At 69.5% G+C, this 15,197-nt stretch carries 10 protein-coding genes; 4 read left to right on the plus strand and 6 right to left on the minus strand.

Going from position 1 to position 15,197, the window contains the following annotated elements:
• Positions 1-53 precede the first annotated feature (53 nt).
• Together thrS and ACIBH4_RS32370 are read right to left on the minus strand one after the other, a co-directional pair.
• On the minus strand, positions 54-2,021 hold the full coding sequence (gene thrS, locus ACIBH4_RS32365) for a threonine--tRNA ligase (protein ID WP_362767035.1): 1,968 nt from the start codon (positions 2,019-2,021) through the stop codon (positions 54-56).
• Between the two features lie 69 nt (positions 2,022-2,090).
• Positions 2,091-2,693 carry a glycoside hydrolase family 25 protein gene (locus tag ACIBH4_RS32370; protein ID WP_362517859.1) on the minus strand — a complete coding sequence of 201 codons (603 nt, stop codon included), beginning with the start codon at positions 2,691-2,693 and terminating at the stop codon, positions 2,091-2,093.
• Positions 2,694-2,788: 95 nt separating this feature from the next.
• Here ACIBH4_RS32370 and dapD point away from each other — a divergent pair, with 95 nt between their 5' ends.
• Together dapD and ACIBH4_RS32380 are read left to right on the plus strand one after the other, a co-directional pair.
• Positions 2,789-3,766 (plus strand): 2,3,4,5-tetrahydropyridine-2,6-dicarboxylate N-succinyltransferase, encoded by a 978-nt coding sequence (dapD, locus tag ACIBH4_RS32375; protein ID WP_362767038.1) that lies wholly within the window; start codon positions 2,789-2,791, stop codon positions 3,764-3,766.
• Between the two features lie 239 nt (positions 3,767-4,005).
• Positions 4,006-4,641 carry a hypothetical protein gene (locus ACIBH4_RS32380; RefSeq protein ID WP_362517866.1) on the plus strand — a complete coding sequence of 212 codons (636 nt, stop codon included), beginning with the start codon at positions 4,006-4,008 and terminating at the stop codon, positions 4,639-4,641.
• Between the two features lie 101 nt (positions 4,642-4,742).
• On the opposite strand, the gene ACIBH4_RS32385 is transcribed toward ACIBH4_RS32380, so the two are convergent.
• The 4 genes from ACIBH4_RS32385 to ACIBH4_RS32400 form a co-directional block, all read right to left on the minus strand.
• Positions 4,743-5,639: an LLM class F420-dependent oxidoreductase gene (locus ACIBH4_RS32385; protein ID WP_362517869.1), complete on the minus strand. Its 897-nt coding sequence runs from the start codon at positions 5,637-5,639 to the stop codon at positions 4,743-4,745.
• A gap of 114 nt (positions 5,640-5,753) precedes the next feature.
• A complete protein-coding gene (locus ACIBH4_RS32390) occupies positions 5,754-6,416 on the minus strand; it encodes a TrkA family potassium uptake protein (protein WP_362517872.1) in 663 nt (220 codons plus the stop codon).
• A gap of 135 nt (positions 6,417-6,551) precedes the next feature.
• On the minus strand, positions 6,552-8,453 hold the full coding sequence (gene recQ / locus ACIBH4_RS32395) for a DNA helicase RecQ (RefSeq protein WP_362517875.1): 1,902 nt from the start codon (positions 8,451-8,453) through the stop codon (positions 6,552-6,554).
• 252 nt (positions 8,454-8,705) lie between these two features.
• On the minus strand, positions 8,706-12,308 hold the full coding sequence (locus ACIBH4_RS32400; RefSeq protein ID WP_362517878.1) for a discoidin domain-containing protein: 3,603 nt from the start codon (positions 12,306-12,308) through the stop codon (positions 8,706-8,708).
• 1,175 nt (positions 12,309-13,483) lie between these two features.
• On the opposite strand from ACIBH4_RS32400, the gene ACIBH4_RS32405 reads away from it, so the two are divergent.
• Both ACIBH4_RS32405 and ACIBH4_RS32410 read left to right on the plus strand, forming a co-directional pair.
• Complete coding sequence (locus ACIBH4_RS32405; RefSeq protein ID WP_362517881.1) at positions 13,484-14,149, plus strand: phytanoyl-CoA dioxygenase family protein; 666 nt, start codon at positions 13,484-13,486, stop codon at positions 14,147-14,149.
• Between the two features lie 129 nt (positions 14,150-14,278).
• Positions 14,279-15,139, plus strand: coding sequence for a class I SAM-dependent methyltransferase (locus ACIBH4_RS32410; RefSeq protein ID WP_362517884.1), 861 nt, complete (start codon positions 14,279-14,281; stop codon positions 15,137-15,139).
• Positions 15,140-15,197: the final 58 nt, after the last annotated feature.

Below are 15,197 nucleotides of genomic sequence, written 5' to 3' on the forward strand. Positions count from 1 at the left end.
CCGTGGAAAGGTTTCCGAGCCCTCCACGGGAGACCTTCTGCCGCCCAGAGGGCTCAGACCTGGACGCGGCGCTCGATCGCGTCGACGATCTCGGCGATCGCCTCGTCGACCGGCACCCCGTTCTTCTGCTCGCCGTTGCGGAAACGGAAGGAGACCGCGCCGTTGGCGATGTCGTCGTCGCCCGCCAGGAGCATGAAGGGCACCTTGGACTTCTGGGCGTTGCGGATCTTCTTCTGCATGCGGTCGTCGGAGGCGTCGACCTCGATCCTGATGCCCCGCTCGCGGGCCTTCTTGGCCAGGTCCTGAAGGTAGGGCGCGTGGGCCTCGGCGATCGGGATGCCGACCACCTGGACCGGCGCGAGCCAGGGGGGGAACGCGCCCGCGTAGTGCTCGACCAGAACGCCGAAGAAGCGCTCGATCGAGCCGAACAGCGCCCGGTGGATCATGACGGGCTGCTGCCGGGAACCGTCGGTCGACTGGTACTCCAGCTCGAAGCGCTGAGGCAGGTTGAAGTCGAGCTGGATCGTCGACATCTGCCAGGAGCGGCCGATCGCGTCACGGGCCTGCACGGAGATCTTCGGCCCGTAGAACGCCGCGCCGCCCGGGTCGAGCACCAGATCCAGCTTCTCGGACTCGGCGACCTCGCGCAGGGTCTCGGTCGCCTCCTCCCAGTCCTCGTCGTTGCCGACGAACTTGACCGGGTCCTTGGTCGACAGCTCCAGGTAGAAGTCGTCGAGGCCGTAGTCGCGCAGCAGGTCGAGCACGAAGCGCAGCAGCGACTTCAGCTCGTCGCGCATCTGCTCACGGGTGCAGTAGATGTGCGCGTCGTCCTGGGTGAGACCGCGCACGCGGGTGAGGCCGTGCACCACGCCGGACTTCTCGTAGCGGTAGACCGTCCCGAATTCGAACAACCGCAGCGGCAGTTCCCGGTAGGAGCGCCCGCGCGCCCGGAAGACCAGGTTGTGCATCGGGCAGTTCATCGGCTTGAGGTAATACCTCGCGCCTTCCAGCTCCATGGGAGGGAACATGCCGTCGGCGTACCAGTCGAGGTGACCGGAGATCTTGTAGAGGTTCTCCTTGGTGATGTGCGGGGTGTTGACGAAGGAGTATCCCGCCTCCTCGTGCCGCCTGCGCGAGTAATCCTCCATCACGCGGCGGATCACGCCGCCCTTGGGATGGAAGACCGGCAGGCCAGAGCCCAGCTCGTCGGGGAAGGAGAACAGGTCGAGCTCGGCGCCCAGCTTGCGGTGGTCGCGCTTCTCGGCCTCCTCCAGCAGGTGGAGGTATTCGTCCTGCTTCTCGCGCGACTCCCACGCGGTGCCGTAGATCCGCTGGAGCTGCGGGTTCTTCTCGCTGCCCCGCCAGTAGGCGCCGCCGGAGCGCATCAGCTTGAACGCCGGGATGGACCGGGTGGTCGGCACGTGGGGGCCGCGGCACAGGTCCTTCCAGCGCAGCTCACCGGTCTTGGCGTCGAGGTTGTCGTAGACGGTGAGCTCGGCACCGCCCACCTCGACGCTCTCCTCGTCGGCCGCGCCGCCCTTGAGGCCGATCAGCTCCAGCTTGTACGGCTCCGAGGCGAGCTCCTCGGCGGCCTGCTCGTCGGAGACGGGTCTGCGGGAGAAGAGCTGCCCCTGCTTGACGATCTCGCGCATGCGCTTCTCGACGCGCTTGAGATCCTCGGGGGTGAACGGGTCCTTGACGTCGAAGTCGTAGTAGAAGCCGTTCTCGACCGGCGGGCCGATGCCCAGCCTGGCCTCAGGGAAGATCTCCTGGACGGCCTGGGCCATGACGTGCGCGGTGGAGTGGCGGACGATGGCGCGCCCGTCGGGGCTGGCCGCGGGGACCGGCTCGATCACGTCGCCCTCGGCCACCGGGGCCGCGAGGTCCTTCAGCTCGCCGTTGGCGCGGGCGGCGACCACCGAGCGGCCGTCCGCCTCCAGCGCCTCTCCGTACGTCGTGCCTCCCGCCACCACACGCGCTGCTCCGGCGATGGTGACACGAAGTTCTGGCACGGCGGACACTGTTGCTCCCTGGGAGAGGTCGACGAATGGTCTGGGAATCGATGCTACCGGTGTCGGCAACGCGATTTCTCAGGCGTCGCGGCTCCGGCGGTAGCCCAGGGAGGTCAGCTCGGCCCGGGTGCCGCGGAAGACGTTGCGGTCGAGGGGCCTGTTCGAGTGCTGGTGGATCGTCCACCTGTCCCACGGCCTCGGCACCTCCGGCCTGCCCCGGGGGTGGTCGGGCGCGGCGATCCACAGCGGATAGGGCTCCAGCCCGGCGCAGTTGCCGTTCCGCGCGAACGACAGGAACGTGTAGATCACCGGCTTGACCCCGGCGAGCGCGATGACCGCCTGGCACCAGACGCGGGCGAACCGCGCCACCCTGTGCGCCGGCAGGTGATCGTTGGTCTCCAGGTCGAGGGCGAGCAGGTCCCCCCTGCGCAGCCCTGCCTGCCGCACGATCCGCAGGAAGTGCACCGCCTGCGCCTCCGGGTCTCCCGCGGGACGGGCGAAGTGGTAGGCGCCGCAGACGATCCAGCTCTCGCGCATGCCGTTCCAGTTGGTGGCGAACCACTTGTCGGTGAAGGTGCTCCCCTCGCTGGCCTTGGCGAACGCGAAGGAGACTCCGCCCTTCGCGTGCGCGCCCCAGTTGACGGCGCCCTGCCAGTTCGACACGTCGATCCCCTGCAACATGGCCGCCAGGCTAACCGTCGGACGGCGCGGGGCACACGCCTGACGCTCCCCTCGGCGTACTGCCATTGCGGCGGCTTTGGCTAGGCTTGGTTGGCGTGAACGCAGCAGCCCAGACCTCCGGCGCCTACGCGGCCGGCATCGCGACCATCACCTTCGGCGGAACAGTGCTCGACACGTGGTTTCCGTCCCCGCGGCTGGGCGAGCCTCCCTCGCCGGGCACCACGCGGCTGACCGAGCGGGAGGCGGCCGAGGAACTCGGTTCCGAAGTCGCCGCGCTCCTCGGCCCTGACGAGGACCGTGGCGTGGAGGTGGTCGCGGTGCGCACCGGTATCGCGAAACTGTCGGAGGCGCCCGCCGACGCCCACGACGCCTACCTGCGCCTGCATCTGCTGTCGTCGCGTCTCGTCCAGCCGCACGGCCAGAATCTGGACGGGCTGTTCGGCCTGCTCAGCAACGTGGTGTGGACCAGCCACGGGCCGTGCGCCGTCGAGGGCTTCGAGCAGGTGCGGCTCCGCCTGCGCGCCCGGGGTCAGGTGACCGTCTACGGGGTGGACAAGTTCCCCCGGATGGTCGACTACGTGCTGCCCACCGGCGTCCGGATCGCCGAGGCCGACCGGGTCCGCCTCGGCGCGTACCTGGCGAGCGGCACGACCGTGATGCACGAGGGCTTCGTCAACTTCAACGCCGGGACGCTCGGCACGTCCATGGTCGAGGGCCGCATCTCGGCGGGCGTCGTCGTGGGCGACGGGTCGGACGTCGGCGGTGGTGCCTCGATCATGGGCACCCTGTCCGGCGGCGGCAAGCAGGTCATCTCCATCGGGCGGCGCTGCCTGCTGGGCGCCAACAGCGGCGTCGGCATCTCCCTGGGCGACGACTGCGTCGTGGAGGCGGGCCTCTACGTCACCGCCGGGACCAAGGTGACCCTGCCCGAGGGACGGGTGGTCAAGGCGTCCGAGCTCTCCGGCGCCTCCGGTTTGCTGTTCCGCCGCAACTCCACTTCGGGCGCGGTCGAGGCCGTGCCCCGTACGGGGACGAGCGTGGAGCTCAACAGCGTCCTGCACGCCAACGACTGACCGCCCGGTCGTCGGCTCTCCGTCCGGGAGCGGCTCCGGGGAGCGCGTGGCTCGCCGCCCTCGCGGAGCCGCGGGGACGCCTCTCCGGGGCCGCCCCGCGAGGGCTCGGATGTTCGTCCGCGGGCCCCTCAGCTGACAGGGTGGCCCCACGGGGCCGACGGGGCCGACGGGGCCGACGGGGCCGCTGGGGTCACAGCCCTCATGCCTAAGCGGGTGCGGTCCGCGCTGGAAGGATTCGGATGACCGGTCAGGGGATGGCGGGCGACGGTGAGATCGGTGAGGGCGGTGAGAGCACAGCCGGGGCGGTGGCCCGGTGGGTGACCGGGCTGTTCGCGCCGCAGGTGCTGGTCATCGGGCTGCCTCCGCTCGTCGGGCTGACGGCAGACGGCTGGCCCGGTGCCGTCTGGGGCCTGGTGGCCTCGGCCCTGTGCGGTGGGATCCCGGCCCTGGTGATCCTGAACGGGGTCCGTTCCGGGCGCCTCGACTCCCACCACCTGGTCGACCGGGCGAGCCGTACGGTTCCGCTGCTGGTCGCGGTCGCCTCGGTGGTCGTCGCGCTGACGCTGCTGATCCTGCTGGGTGCCCCCCGGCTTCTGGTGGCCACGGTGACCGCGATGCTGGCCGCGCTCGCGGTGACGGTCCCGATCACCTTCCGGTGGAAGATCTCCTTCCACGCGGCCGTGTCGGCGGGCACCGTGGTGGTGCTGGCCCATGTGCTGCCCGCCGCGCCCACGCTGGTCGCGGGCGCGCTCGTCGTGGCGACGGTGTGCTGGGCGCGGGTCAGGCTCACCCACCACACACCCGCCCAGGTCGCAGCGGGGACCGCCGTCGGGGCGGGGACGGCGTGGGCGGCCCTGAGCGCCTTCGGCGTCTGAGCGGGCCCCCTACGTGGGTGGCAGGGGAGAAAGAGCCCTCGGAGGATCGACGTCACCGGCGGCTGCTCGCGGGGCGCCGGGCGGCAGGGGCGTAAGAGCCTTCACAGGAGGCTCTTGAGGAACTCCCGCGTCCGGGTGCCCGGGGAGTACTCGGCGGCGACGAAGTCGGTGACCCCGGCCTTGGCGAGCGCCTCGATCCGCGCCGACACCTCGTCCTCGTCTCCGACGATCGCCACGTCCGCCGGCCCTTCGGCGCCCTCCCTGTCGAGCATCGCCCGGTACGACGGCAGCTGGCCGTAGATCTCGAATCGCTCGGCGGCCAGTGCTCTCGCCGCCTCGACGTCGTCGGTGACACAGACGGGCAGCGCGCACACGATCCTCGGCTCGGGGCGCCCCGCGGCCCGAGCGGCCTCGGTGACGGCGGGGGCGACGTGCTCGGCCACCGTCTTGGCGCCGGTCATCCACAGCACGGTGCCGTCCGCCACCTCCCCGGCCAGCCTGAGCATCCTCGGGGCCAGGGCGGCGATGAGCACGGGCATGTCCCTCGGGCCCGGCGTGTTCAGGCCCAGCCGTGCCGTGAGGGTCTCCCCCTCGAAGGAGACGTTCTCCCCGCGTACGAGCGGCATCAGGATCGACAGGTACTCGCGCATGTGGCGGGCGGGCCGCTCGAAGCTCATGCCGTAGATACCCTCGATCACGATCTGGTGCGAGAGGCCGATGCCGAGGGCGAGCCGCCCGCCGAGGGCGGCGTTGACGGTGAGCGCCTGCTGGGCGAGGGCCGCCGGGTGGCGCGGGTAGGTCGGGACGACGGCGGTGCCGAGCTCGATCCCCGGCACCTGGCTTCCGGCCACGGCGAGCGCCGTCAGGGCGTCGAGGTCGAACGTCTGGGACATCCAGACGGAGGAGAAGCCGTCATCGGCCCCGCGGGCGATGCTTTCCCGCACGTCGCCGAGCGCGTCCGGTTTCTGGGAGCCGCTGAGGAACAGTCCGAATCGCATCGCTACAGAACTCCATTCTAGTAAGTTTCCCCCAGTCTAGATCGATCGCGGCGAGCACACGGTGACCCGGACACGGCGAGTCACGGGCGCACGGCGCGAACGGCCGGGGAGGGCTCACGGGAGTTCGGTGAACCGCTCCACCTGCTCGATCTTGCCCGCGATGACGATGACGTCCCCGTACCCCAGCACGGTCCCCGCGTCGGCGTAGGTGAACTCGTCGTACTGGCCCTTCACGCACACCACGGTCACGCCGTACTTGCGCCGCAGGTTGGACTCGCCCAGGGGCACGCCGACGTACTCGCGGGGCGGGCGGGTCTTGACCACCGCGTAGTCGCCGTCCACCTCCATGTAGTCGAGCATCCGCCCGTTGAGCAGGTGGGCCAGCCGCTCACCCATGTCGTGCTCGGGAAGGATCACGTGATGGGCGCCGACCCGCTCCAGGATGCGGCCGTGCTCGCGGCTGATCGCCTTGGCCCAGACGTCCTCGATCTCCAGCTCGACGAGCAGGGACGTGGTGAGGATGCTGGACTCCAGGTCGGTGCCGATCGCGACCACGGCCCGGTAGAAGTCGGGTACCCCTATCTGCCGCAGCGCCTCGATGTCGGTGGAGTCCGCGACGACGACGTGGGTGAGCTTTCCCGCCAGGCTCTGCACCACCTTGGGGCGGTTGTCGATCGCCAGCACCTCGGTGCCCCTGCGAAACAGCTCGACCGCGAGGGAGCTGCCGAAGCGGCCGAGCCCGACGACCACCACCGGATCGTTCCTTCTGTCAGCCAACGATCGTCCTCTTTCGGGAGTCCGCGGCCACGGGGGTCCGCCAATGCGAGGAGCCCGGAGGCGGACGACAGCCTCCAGGCTCCTCTATGCGTCTCACTGGGCGGGCCCTCAGGCCCGAATTCGCCCGATTCTATCTCAGGGGAACTCCAGAAGGGTTTCCTCGCCCTCCTCGGCCTCCCCCGCGGATCCCGCGAGGGTGTCGAGAACCTGCCGGCCGTACTTGGCCAGCTTGTTCTCCCCAACCCCGCTCACCGTGCCCAGCTCGGCCAGGGACGATGGTGCCCTGGTCGCGATCTCACGCAGGGTCGCGTCGTGGAAGATCACGTACGCGGGCACGCCCTGCTCCTTCGCGGTGGCCCCGCGCCAGGCGCGGAGCAGCTCGAACGCCGGGATCGCCTCCTGCGGCATCTCGACGGGCTCGGCCCGGCGCGAGGTGGAGGTCGCCGAGGACCGGGAGGCCTTGGCGGCGCGCGGCGCCCTCTCCGGCTCACGCCGCAGCGGTACCTGGCGTCTGCGGCCCAGGACCTCCGCGCTCGCCTCGGTCAGCACCAGCGTGCCGTAGTCGCCCTCCACGGCGAGCAGTCCCTGCGCCAGCAGCTGGCGCACCACGCCGCGCCACTCGGCCTCGCTCAGCTCCGTGCCGATGCCGAACACCGTCAGCCCGTCGTGGTCGTGCTGGATGACCTTCGCCGTCTTCCTGCCGAGGAGGATGTCGATGATCTGACCGGCGCCGAACTTCTGTCGGCGTTCGCGCATGAGCCGGAACACGGTCGACAGGACCTTCTGCGCGGCGACCGTGCCGTCCCACGACTCCGGAGGCGACAGGCAGGTGTCGCAGTTGCCGCAGGCGGTGCCCTCCTGGCCGAAGTAGGCGAGCAGCCGCACGCGGCGGCACTCGACCGCCTCGCACAGGGCGAGCATCGCCTCCAGGTGGGTGGCGAGTCGGCGCCGGTGGGCGTCGTCGCCCTCGGAGGTGTCGATCATCTTGCGCTGCTGCACGACGTCCTGGAGGCCGTACGCGAGCCACGCGGTGGAGGGCAGGCCGTCGCGCCCGGCCCTGCCGGTCTCCTGGTAGTAGCCCTCGACGGACTTGGGCAGGTCGAGGTGGGCGACGAAGCGCACGTCGGGCTTGTCGATGCCCATGCCGAACGCGATCGTGGCGACCATGACGAGGCCGTCCTCGCGCAGGAAGCGCGCCTGGTTGGCGGCGCGGACGCGGGCGTCGAGCCCCGCGTGGTAGGGCAGCGCCTCGATGCCGTTCTGCACCAGGAACTCGGCGATCTTCTCGACCGAGTTGCGCGACAGGCAGTAGACGATGCCCGCGTCGCCCGCGTGCTCGGTGCGCAACAGCTCCAGCAGTTGCCGCTTGGGCTCGTTCTTGGGAGCGATGCGGTACTGGATGTTGGGACGGTCGAAGCTCGCCACGAAGTGGCGGGCCTCTTCCAGGCTGAGGCGGGAGGCGATCTCGGCGTGGGTGGCCCTGGTGGCCGTCGCGGTCAGCGCGACGCGCGGCACGTCGGGCCAGCGCTCGTGCAGCGCGGACAGGGCGAGGTAGTCGGGCCGGAAGTCGTGCCCCCACTGGGCCACGCAGTGGGCCTCGTCGATCGCGAACAGCGAGATCACTCCGCTGTCGAGCAGCCGCAGCGTCGCGTCGACCCGCAGGCGCTCCGGCGCCAGGTAGAGCAGGTCCAGCTCTCCGGAGAGGAAGGCCGACTCGACGGCGCGGCGCTCCTCGAAGTCCTGGGTGGAGTTGAGGAACCCGGCCCGTACGCCGAGGGCGGTCAGGGCGTCGACCTGGTCCTGCATGAGCGCGATGAGCGGTGAGATCACCACTCCCGTGCCCTTACGCACGAGGGCGGGGATCTGGTAGCACAGCGACTTGCCACCACCGGTCGGCATGAGCACGAGGGCGTCGCCTCCGGAGACGACATGCTCGATGATCTCCTGCTGGCCCGCCCGGAACGAGTCGTAGCCGAAGACGCGCTGCAGGACCCGCGACGCGTCGCTCGCCTCGGGGCCGTTCTCGGGGGAAGCCATCGGGACAGTGTACGAGGATCTTCCCGCCGGTCGGCGACGAACAGGCCGCGAACGCGGGCGTCGCCCGGCACCACACCAGGCCATACCCGGCTGTATGAGGCCAAGGCATCGGCGCGGGGCGGGGGTGTACCGGTTCCGGACCGGTTCGGCGGAAGTGGAAGCGGAAAAGGCGTCGCCGGGAGGGGCGGACCTCCCGGCGACACCGCTTTTCCTACTGTTCTCCCCCGGCCCTCCTTCGGGTCTCCTGGGGGATCACGGGTTGACGTTGATCGTGAAGGTCGACGTCGTGTTCTTGACGTTCTGGAAGTTGTCGCTCATCCGGAGGTTGTTGAACGTGGCCGAACCGACCGCCGGGCCCTGGCCCGGTTCGGGCATCTCGTTCGCCCAGACGGCCCAGCCGGACTTGGCGTCGAAGGCGTCACCGCTCTTCCTGGCACCGGTGATCGAGACGTTCGTGAAGATCGTGTCGGTGACCGGGTTCTGCGGCTGACCGCCGACGTAGTTGGTCTGGAACATGATGCCGCCGTAGGTCGGGTCCACGATGTCCACGTTGCTCACGCGGATGCCCTGGAAGACCTTGGAGGCGGAGAAGACCCAGATCGCCGGGAAGACCTGCTGTCCCCAGAAGTGACCGCCGGCACGGACGATCGAGATGTTCTCGAACCTGGTGGGCGGGCTGGCGCCGAAGCCGTTCATCGGGTAGCCGAAGTCCAGCGAGCTGATCGTGATGCCGGAGTAGACGAGGGTGTCGGCGATGTAGATGTTCCTGAAGACGTTGTCGTACCCGCCGTAGACCGCGACGCCCGCGGCCCGCCAGGTCAGGATCGACGTCAGGTTCTCGTAGACGTTGCCGCGCATGTCGGCGCCGCCGGCGTCGATGGCGGAGAACAGCGCGAAGCTGTCGTCTCCGGTGGCACGGGCCTCGTTGTTGCTGACGAGGTTGTCGGTGCTGCCGTTGGTCATGTTGATGCCGTCGGCGAACATGTTGCGGATGCGGGAGTTCTTGATCGTCACCCGGTCGGTGTTGGCGCCCCAGTAGAGGCAGACCATGTGCTCGTTCCAGATGTTGTCGATCACCACGTCGGCGACGTTGGCGAAGTCGAACACCTTGCCCGGCCCGTCGATGCGGGAGGTGTAGTTGCCGAAGTAGGCGAAGTTCGCGAAGGACGAACCGTTCGCGCTGGCCTCGGCGCGGAAGCCGATGTCGGTGTTGTCCTGGTTGCCGGGCGCCCGGAACTGGGTGTACCAGGGGCCGGCGCCGACGACCTTGACGGCCTTGCCGTAGACCTGGAACTTGCTCGCCGTCTGGTAGGTGCCCGCAGGGAGATAGACGCCGACCAGGGTGCCGGTGGTGTCCATCCGCACCCGGTCGAGGGCGTTCTGCACGTCCTGGTGGGTGAAGCCGGTGGGGGTCGTGTACCTGGCGGGGTCGGGGTTCGCGATCGGCGAGACCTGCTCGGTGTTGATGAAGTCGATCGCGTACGTCGTGGTGTTGGCGGGGTCCTTCTGCAGCCTGATCCTGCTGCCTGCCGGGACGGTGGTCCCCAGCATGACGTTGGCCTCGTCGTAGATGTGACGTGGCCCGCCGGAGCCCGGCGAGTTGTTGGGGCCGGCCTCGGGGCCGTACAACCAGGCGTACTTGGACGTCAGGTTGATCGGTTTGAGGAAGGTGCCGTTGACGTAGATGTTCAGCGTCGAGTCGATGCCTCCGCCGCCCGGGGCGTCGGGGATGGAGAAGCGGGTGACCAGGGTGTTGGTGCTCGCCTTGGTGGTGAACTCGACGTAGCTGCCCGTGCTGTTCAGCGTCACGGCCCTGCGGCCCGACGCCTCACCCGCCACGTCGCCGATGGTGCGGTTGGGGCCGACCACCACCGCCCCGCCGCCGACGACGGCGTCCTCGGCCTCGTACATCTCGTACGGCATGTTGGCGCCACGACCGACGAAGAGCGGCTGGGTGGTGGTGTTGTTCGCCCGCTTGACCGGCAGCTCGTTGGCGTCGTCGGCGAGGACCGTCCTGACGGTGAACTTGCCGTTCGCCGCCGTCCAGGTGCCCAGGTTCACCGGGCTCGTGGTGGCACCCGGTGCGATCACGCCGGTGTGGGAGCCGGTCAGGGTACGGACGACGGTGCCCGCCTCGTTGAGCACGGTGAGCGTGATGCCGTGGGCGCCGCTCGCGGAGGCGAGTGTGCCCTGGTTCTTGATGGCCACCGAGAAGGTGACGACGTTGCCTCCGGCCGGGTTGCCGGGGGTCCAGCCGGTCGTGGCGACCAGGTCGGAGGTGTCGACCGGCCTGACCACGAGCGGGGCGGAGCTCGTGAAGGTGTTGTTCGACTCGTTCTGCTCGATGACGGTGTTGTCCTCGTCGACCTTGGCGCTCAGCGGGTAGCTGCCCGCGTCGCGGGGACCGGCGACGGCCGAGACCGTGGCGGACGCTCCGGCGGCCAGCCCGGCGACCGGGGCGGTGCCGACCTTGGTGGTGCCCAGGTAGAAGTTGACGTTCGTCGCGCCGGAGGCCGCGGAGCCTCCGTTGCGCACCGTGGCCGAGAGCGTGACGGAGTCGGTCTCGACGGGGGACGCGGGGGACGTGGTCACACCGGTGATCGTCAGGTCCGGGTTCGGCGCCGGGGTGCCGATGACCTGGAACTCGGCGACCTGCCCGGCGGGAGCGCCGCTGTTCGAGGTGAACCTGAGCTGGACGTCGGCGTAGGCACCGCTGACCGGGATCGTCACCGTGTTGCCAGAGGCGGGGTCGAAGGTGTGGTTCGTCGCGGCGGCCAGGGTGGTGAAGGTGGTCGAGCCCTGTCCCCGCCCGAGAACCTGGATGTTCTGCGTGCGCGTCGCCCAGACGCTGTCGGGGTTCAGCTTCACCACGACCGAGCTGAGGGTGGCGTTCGCGCCGAGGCTCACGGTCAGCGTGTTGGGGTAGCTGCCGCCGTTGCCCTCCCAGTAGGTCGCCGTGTTGTCGTCGTTGGCGTTGGCGGCCACGAAGGTGAAGACCGAGGAGGAGGCGGTGATCGCCTTGCCGACGGCCAGGTTCGACCCCGGCGGGGTGCTGCCCGTACGGGTGACGGTGTTGCTGTTTCCCGACTGGTTGCCCGCGGCGTCCTTGGCCTTGACGTGGTAGGAGACCGTCGCGGTGGCCGGCTGGGTGTCGGTGTAGGTCAGGACGTTGCCCGCCACACTGGCGCGCAGGGCGTTGTTGGCGTAGACGTCGTATCCGGTCACGCCGACGTTGTCGGTCGAGGCGTTCCAGGTCAGCCTGATCTGGCCCGAGCCCGGCTCGGTGTGGGCCAGGTTCGACGGCGTGCTCGGCGGCGTCGTGTCACCGCCTGAACCGGGTCCGTACACCTCGAACTCGGAGAGCTGACCGGCGGGCCAGCCCGTGTTCGCGGTGATGTTCAGCCGGAGGTAGCGGGCGCTGGTCGTGGCGAAGTCGATCGTCACCGTGTTGCCGGTCGCCGGGTCGAAGGTGCGGCCGGCGGAGCCGGCGACGGTTGTGGTGGGCGTGGCGCTCGTGCCCGCCAGCACCGACAGGGTCTGCGTCCTGGTGTTCCAGGCAGCCACGGGCGGCAGCTTCAGGACGACCTGGTTGACGCTGGTCACGGCTCCGAGGTCCACCTGAACCCACTGCGGGAAGGTGTTGTTGCTGCTCTCCCAGTAGGTGGTGGCGTTGCCGTCGGTGACGTTGCCCGCGCCGTAGGGGGCGTTGACACTGCTGGAGGAGGCCGCCTTCCCCACCGCCAGGTTGGGGCCGGCCGCCGCCGAGGCCGGTGCGGTGACCGCCCCGGCCAGAGCGAGCAGGCTGGTCGCGGCCATCGCCGCCATCAGCCGTAACGCCAGGTACTGCTTTCTCATCGCGTTCCTCTATCTCTCGTCTGGAACGACAGGGTCGGGAGGGAGGCCGCGGCCTCCGCCGCGCGACGCGCTCGGCACCCGGGGGTGGTCTCGCCCATGAGGCGCCGATCCCCGGTCCTCTTCTTCCGGGTCCTCGGAATCCGGCGGGCCGGCCGTGGGAGCCGTGTCGGCCGAGCCGCGAGCCGTGCCTCGTTCGTCGCTGGGGGTGCTGGTCGCCGTTTGCGCCGGTGTCCCTCTTCTCGAGACGGTCGGCGGGACGAGCGACGGTGAACGTCGGATCTGTCGGTGAGTCCCGGACGGGAGGTGTCCGGGACGGCGGGCCCTGACCGGTCGCGGCTCGGGACGCTCCGCCGGGCGCGGGCCACGACGCCCTGTTGTCGACGGCCGTTCAGCGTCGGCGCGGGGGGCGATGAGTGTCGCAACCGGGACCGCCAGGGCGGCGATCGGCCGCGCAATGCCGAGAGCGACATCACCTGGGACCTCTCCGAAGGGGTGGGAGAGATGCGCCGAAGCAGCACATCACTGCCGCAAGTTGCAGAGAACAGAGAGAATTTAACGGGAGTTTGCAATATTTTTGCACTGCGCTGGCCAAAGGTTACATACGTGCTACGGCCGCGTCAACGGGTCGAGAAGGGCGTCTCACCTCGCCCCGAAGCCTCCTGTGCCGCCCGGCCCGCCCTCCTGCCCCGGAGGCCGAAGAGGACCGCCCGAGCGGCGGCGACCGCCTCCGGCGCCGTGCTCCCCCGGAGACCGGACGTCCGCCCGGTCCAGGAGACCGGGGAATCCGGCGCCGAGACACTCACCGAGGGACGGCCTGGGGCGCCGAAAAGACCTCTCCGGCGAGCGACCCGGTTTTCACCGGAAGTGAAAGAAGTGGAAGAAGCAGAATGAGGCGGCATGTCGAACAGCGGTCGGCGCCGGCCATCGGCCACCTGTGGTGAAACCACTAGTCAGTTATCGCGTGCGACTCGATAAGGTCAAATCCTGTGGGCCGCAATGTGATTGAGCGCCGAGTCCTGAGTCAGGATCCGGCAGACAATGGCTGAGCCAACGACGTGTCCGATGTCGAATTTCGGCTCCGGATGTGAAGACCGTCGATTACCGCTATTTCAAGACGCCGGAAGACTCGGGTTAACGAATGTCGAGGCGGACAAGTCGAAAGGACGGGCGTAGCCATGACTCTGGTGGTACGGGATCCCACTGCACGAATCGAGCGCTTCCGCGTCGACGGTTTCGTTCGGGTCGGACCGATACTCGACCAGGACGTGGTCAGCCGGCTCAAGGCGGGCGCCACGAGGTTGATCTCGCGTTTTACCGACCTGGGTTATGTCTCCGACGACTACTGGCACTTCGACGTCGACGGGCAACCGCCGGTGCTGTATCGCATCCACAACCTGGAGAAGCAGGACTGGCCAGAAGCCGAGTTACTCTACCGACCCGAACTCGGCCGTCTCGCCGCCGAATTCATCGGAGAGCCGGTCGTTCCCACGGCGTTCGCCCTTGTGCTCAAGGAACCACGGCGCGCGGCCGGTGTGCCGTGGCACCGTGACCGTCCCCACCTCGCTCCGCACACCGTGTGCAACATAAGCATCTGCCTGGACGCAGCGGGCCCCGGCAACGGTTGTCTGGAGGGCGTTCCCGGCTCCCACCTGCTGCCCGTCGACGTGGCCGTCGAGGCCGTACGGGACGCCGGCCCACGGGTGCCGGTGCCCTCCGAGGAGGGGGACGTCGTGGTGCACGACGTCCGGCTCGTGCACGGATCCGGCCCGAACCCCAGCGATCGATGGCGCCGAACCATCGTCATCGAGTTCGCCGATCCAGCGATCTCCCTCGAGCCCTGACGTCGCGGTGGCCCGTCCGCGTCGGGAAGAAAGGTCGGACAGCTTGAAGCCGAATGCCGCGGCACGACCACGCGACGCGGTGATCCCGGAATGTCACATCCGCATACCGTACGAGGAGTGCCGGCGGTGGTGAGCCTGCTGGATTGGGTGTCTGCGGTGGGTAAGAAGTCGCGCTTGGGTGGCCGACCGGCCACCGCGGCGGAGCCCTCGCTCCACGAGGTCATGGCCGAGCGTTTCCGCGAGCGGACCAGGCCGCGCCGCGGAGACTGGGCCTACGTCCACTTTCTCGACCTCCGCGAGGCGCTCGCCGAGGCGCTGCGCGACGCTTCCGGCGTCTGGCTCGACTATGGCTCGGGCACGTCGCCGTACCGTGAACTGTTCGCGGTGGCCGAGCTGCAGACGGCCGACATCCCCGGCGGTGAGTCCTACCGCGCCGATCACGCGCTCGACCGCGACGGCAACTGCCCGGCTCCCGACGGGGCCTTCGACGGCGTGCTGTCCACCCAGGTTCTGGAGCATGTCACCGACGCGGACGCCTACCTGCGCGAGGCGTTTCGGCTGTTACGGCCCGGCGGCCGGCTGGTGTTGTCCACCCACGGTGTGTGGGAGGAACACGGCGGTCAGGATCTGTGGCGCTGGACGGCCGACGGCTTGGCCCTGCAGGCCAGGCGAGCCGGGTTCGTGGTCGACCGGACGGTGAAGTTGACCTGCGGTCCGCGCGGGCTGCTGTTCCTGCTCCGCTGGTACGGGCGCGACCACGGCTGGCCCGGTGGCGGCCCGGTCGGACTGGTCCTCCGGACGCTGTGGCTGGTGGACCGTCTCCTGCCCAAGGCGATGGATACGTACCTCGACCGGGCGTTCGGAGATCTCCGCCACCGAGAGGGCCCGGAGAGCACCTTCTACCTGGACATCCTGCTCATCGCCGGAAAACCCGAAAGCGCGGCAGCCGACGCGAGGGACACCGCTGTGGCGAGAGAGACCGGTACGTGAGCCGACCTGCGACGGTTCACGGCGAGGACGTGCCGCGGTTGATCACGGCTCGGGCCTC

The sequence above is a fragment of the Streptosporangium sp. NPDC050284 genome (assembly GCF_044459525.1).
Taxonomy (GTDB): Bacteria; Actinomycetota; Actinomycetes; order Streptosporangiales; family Streptosporangiaceae; genus Streptosporangium.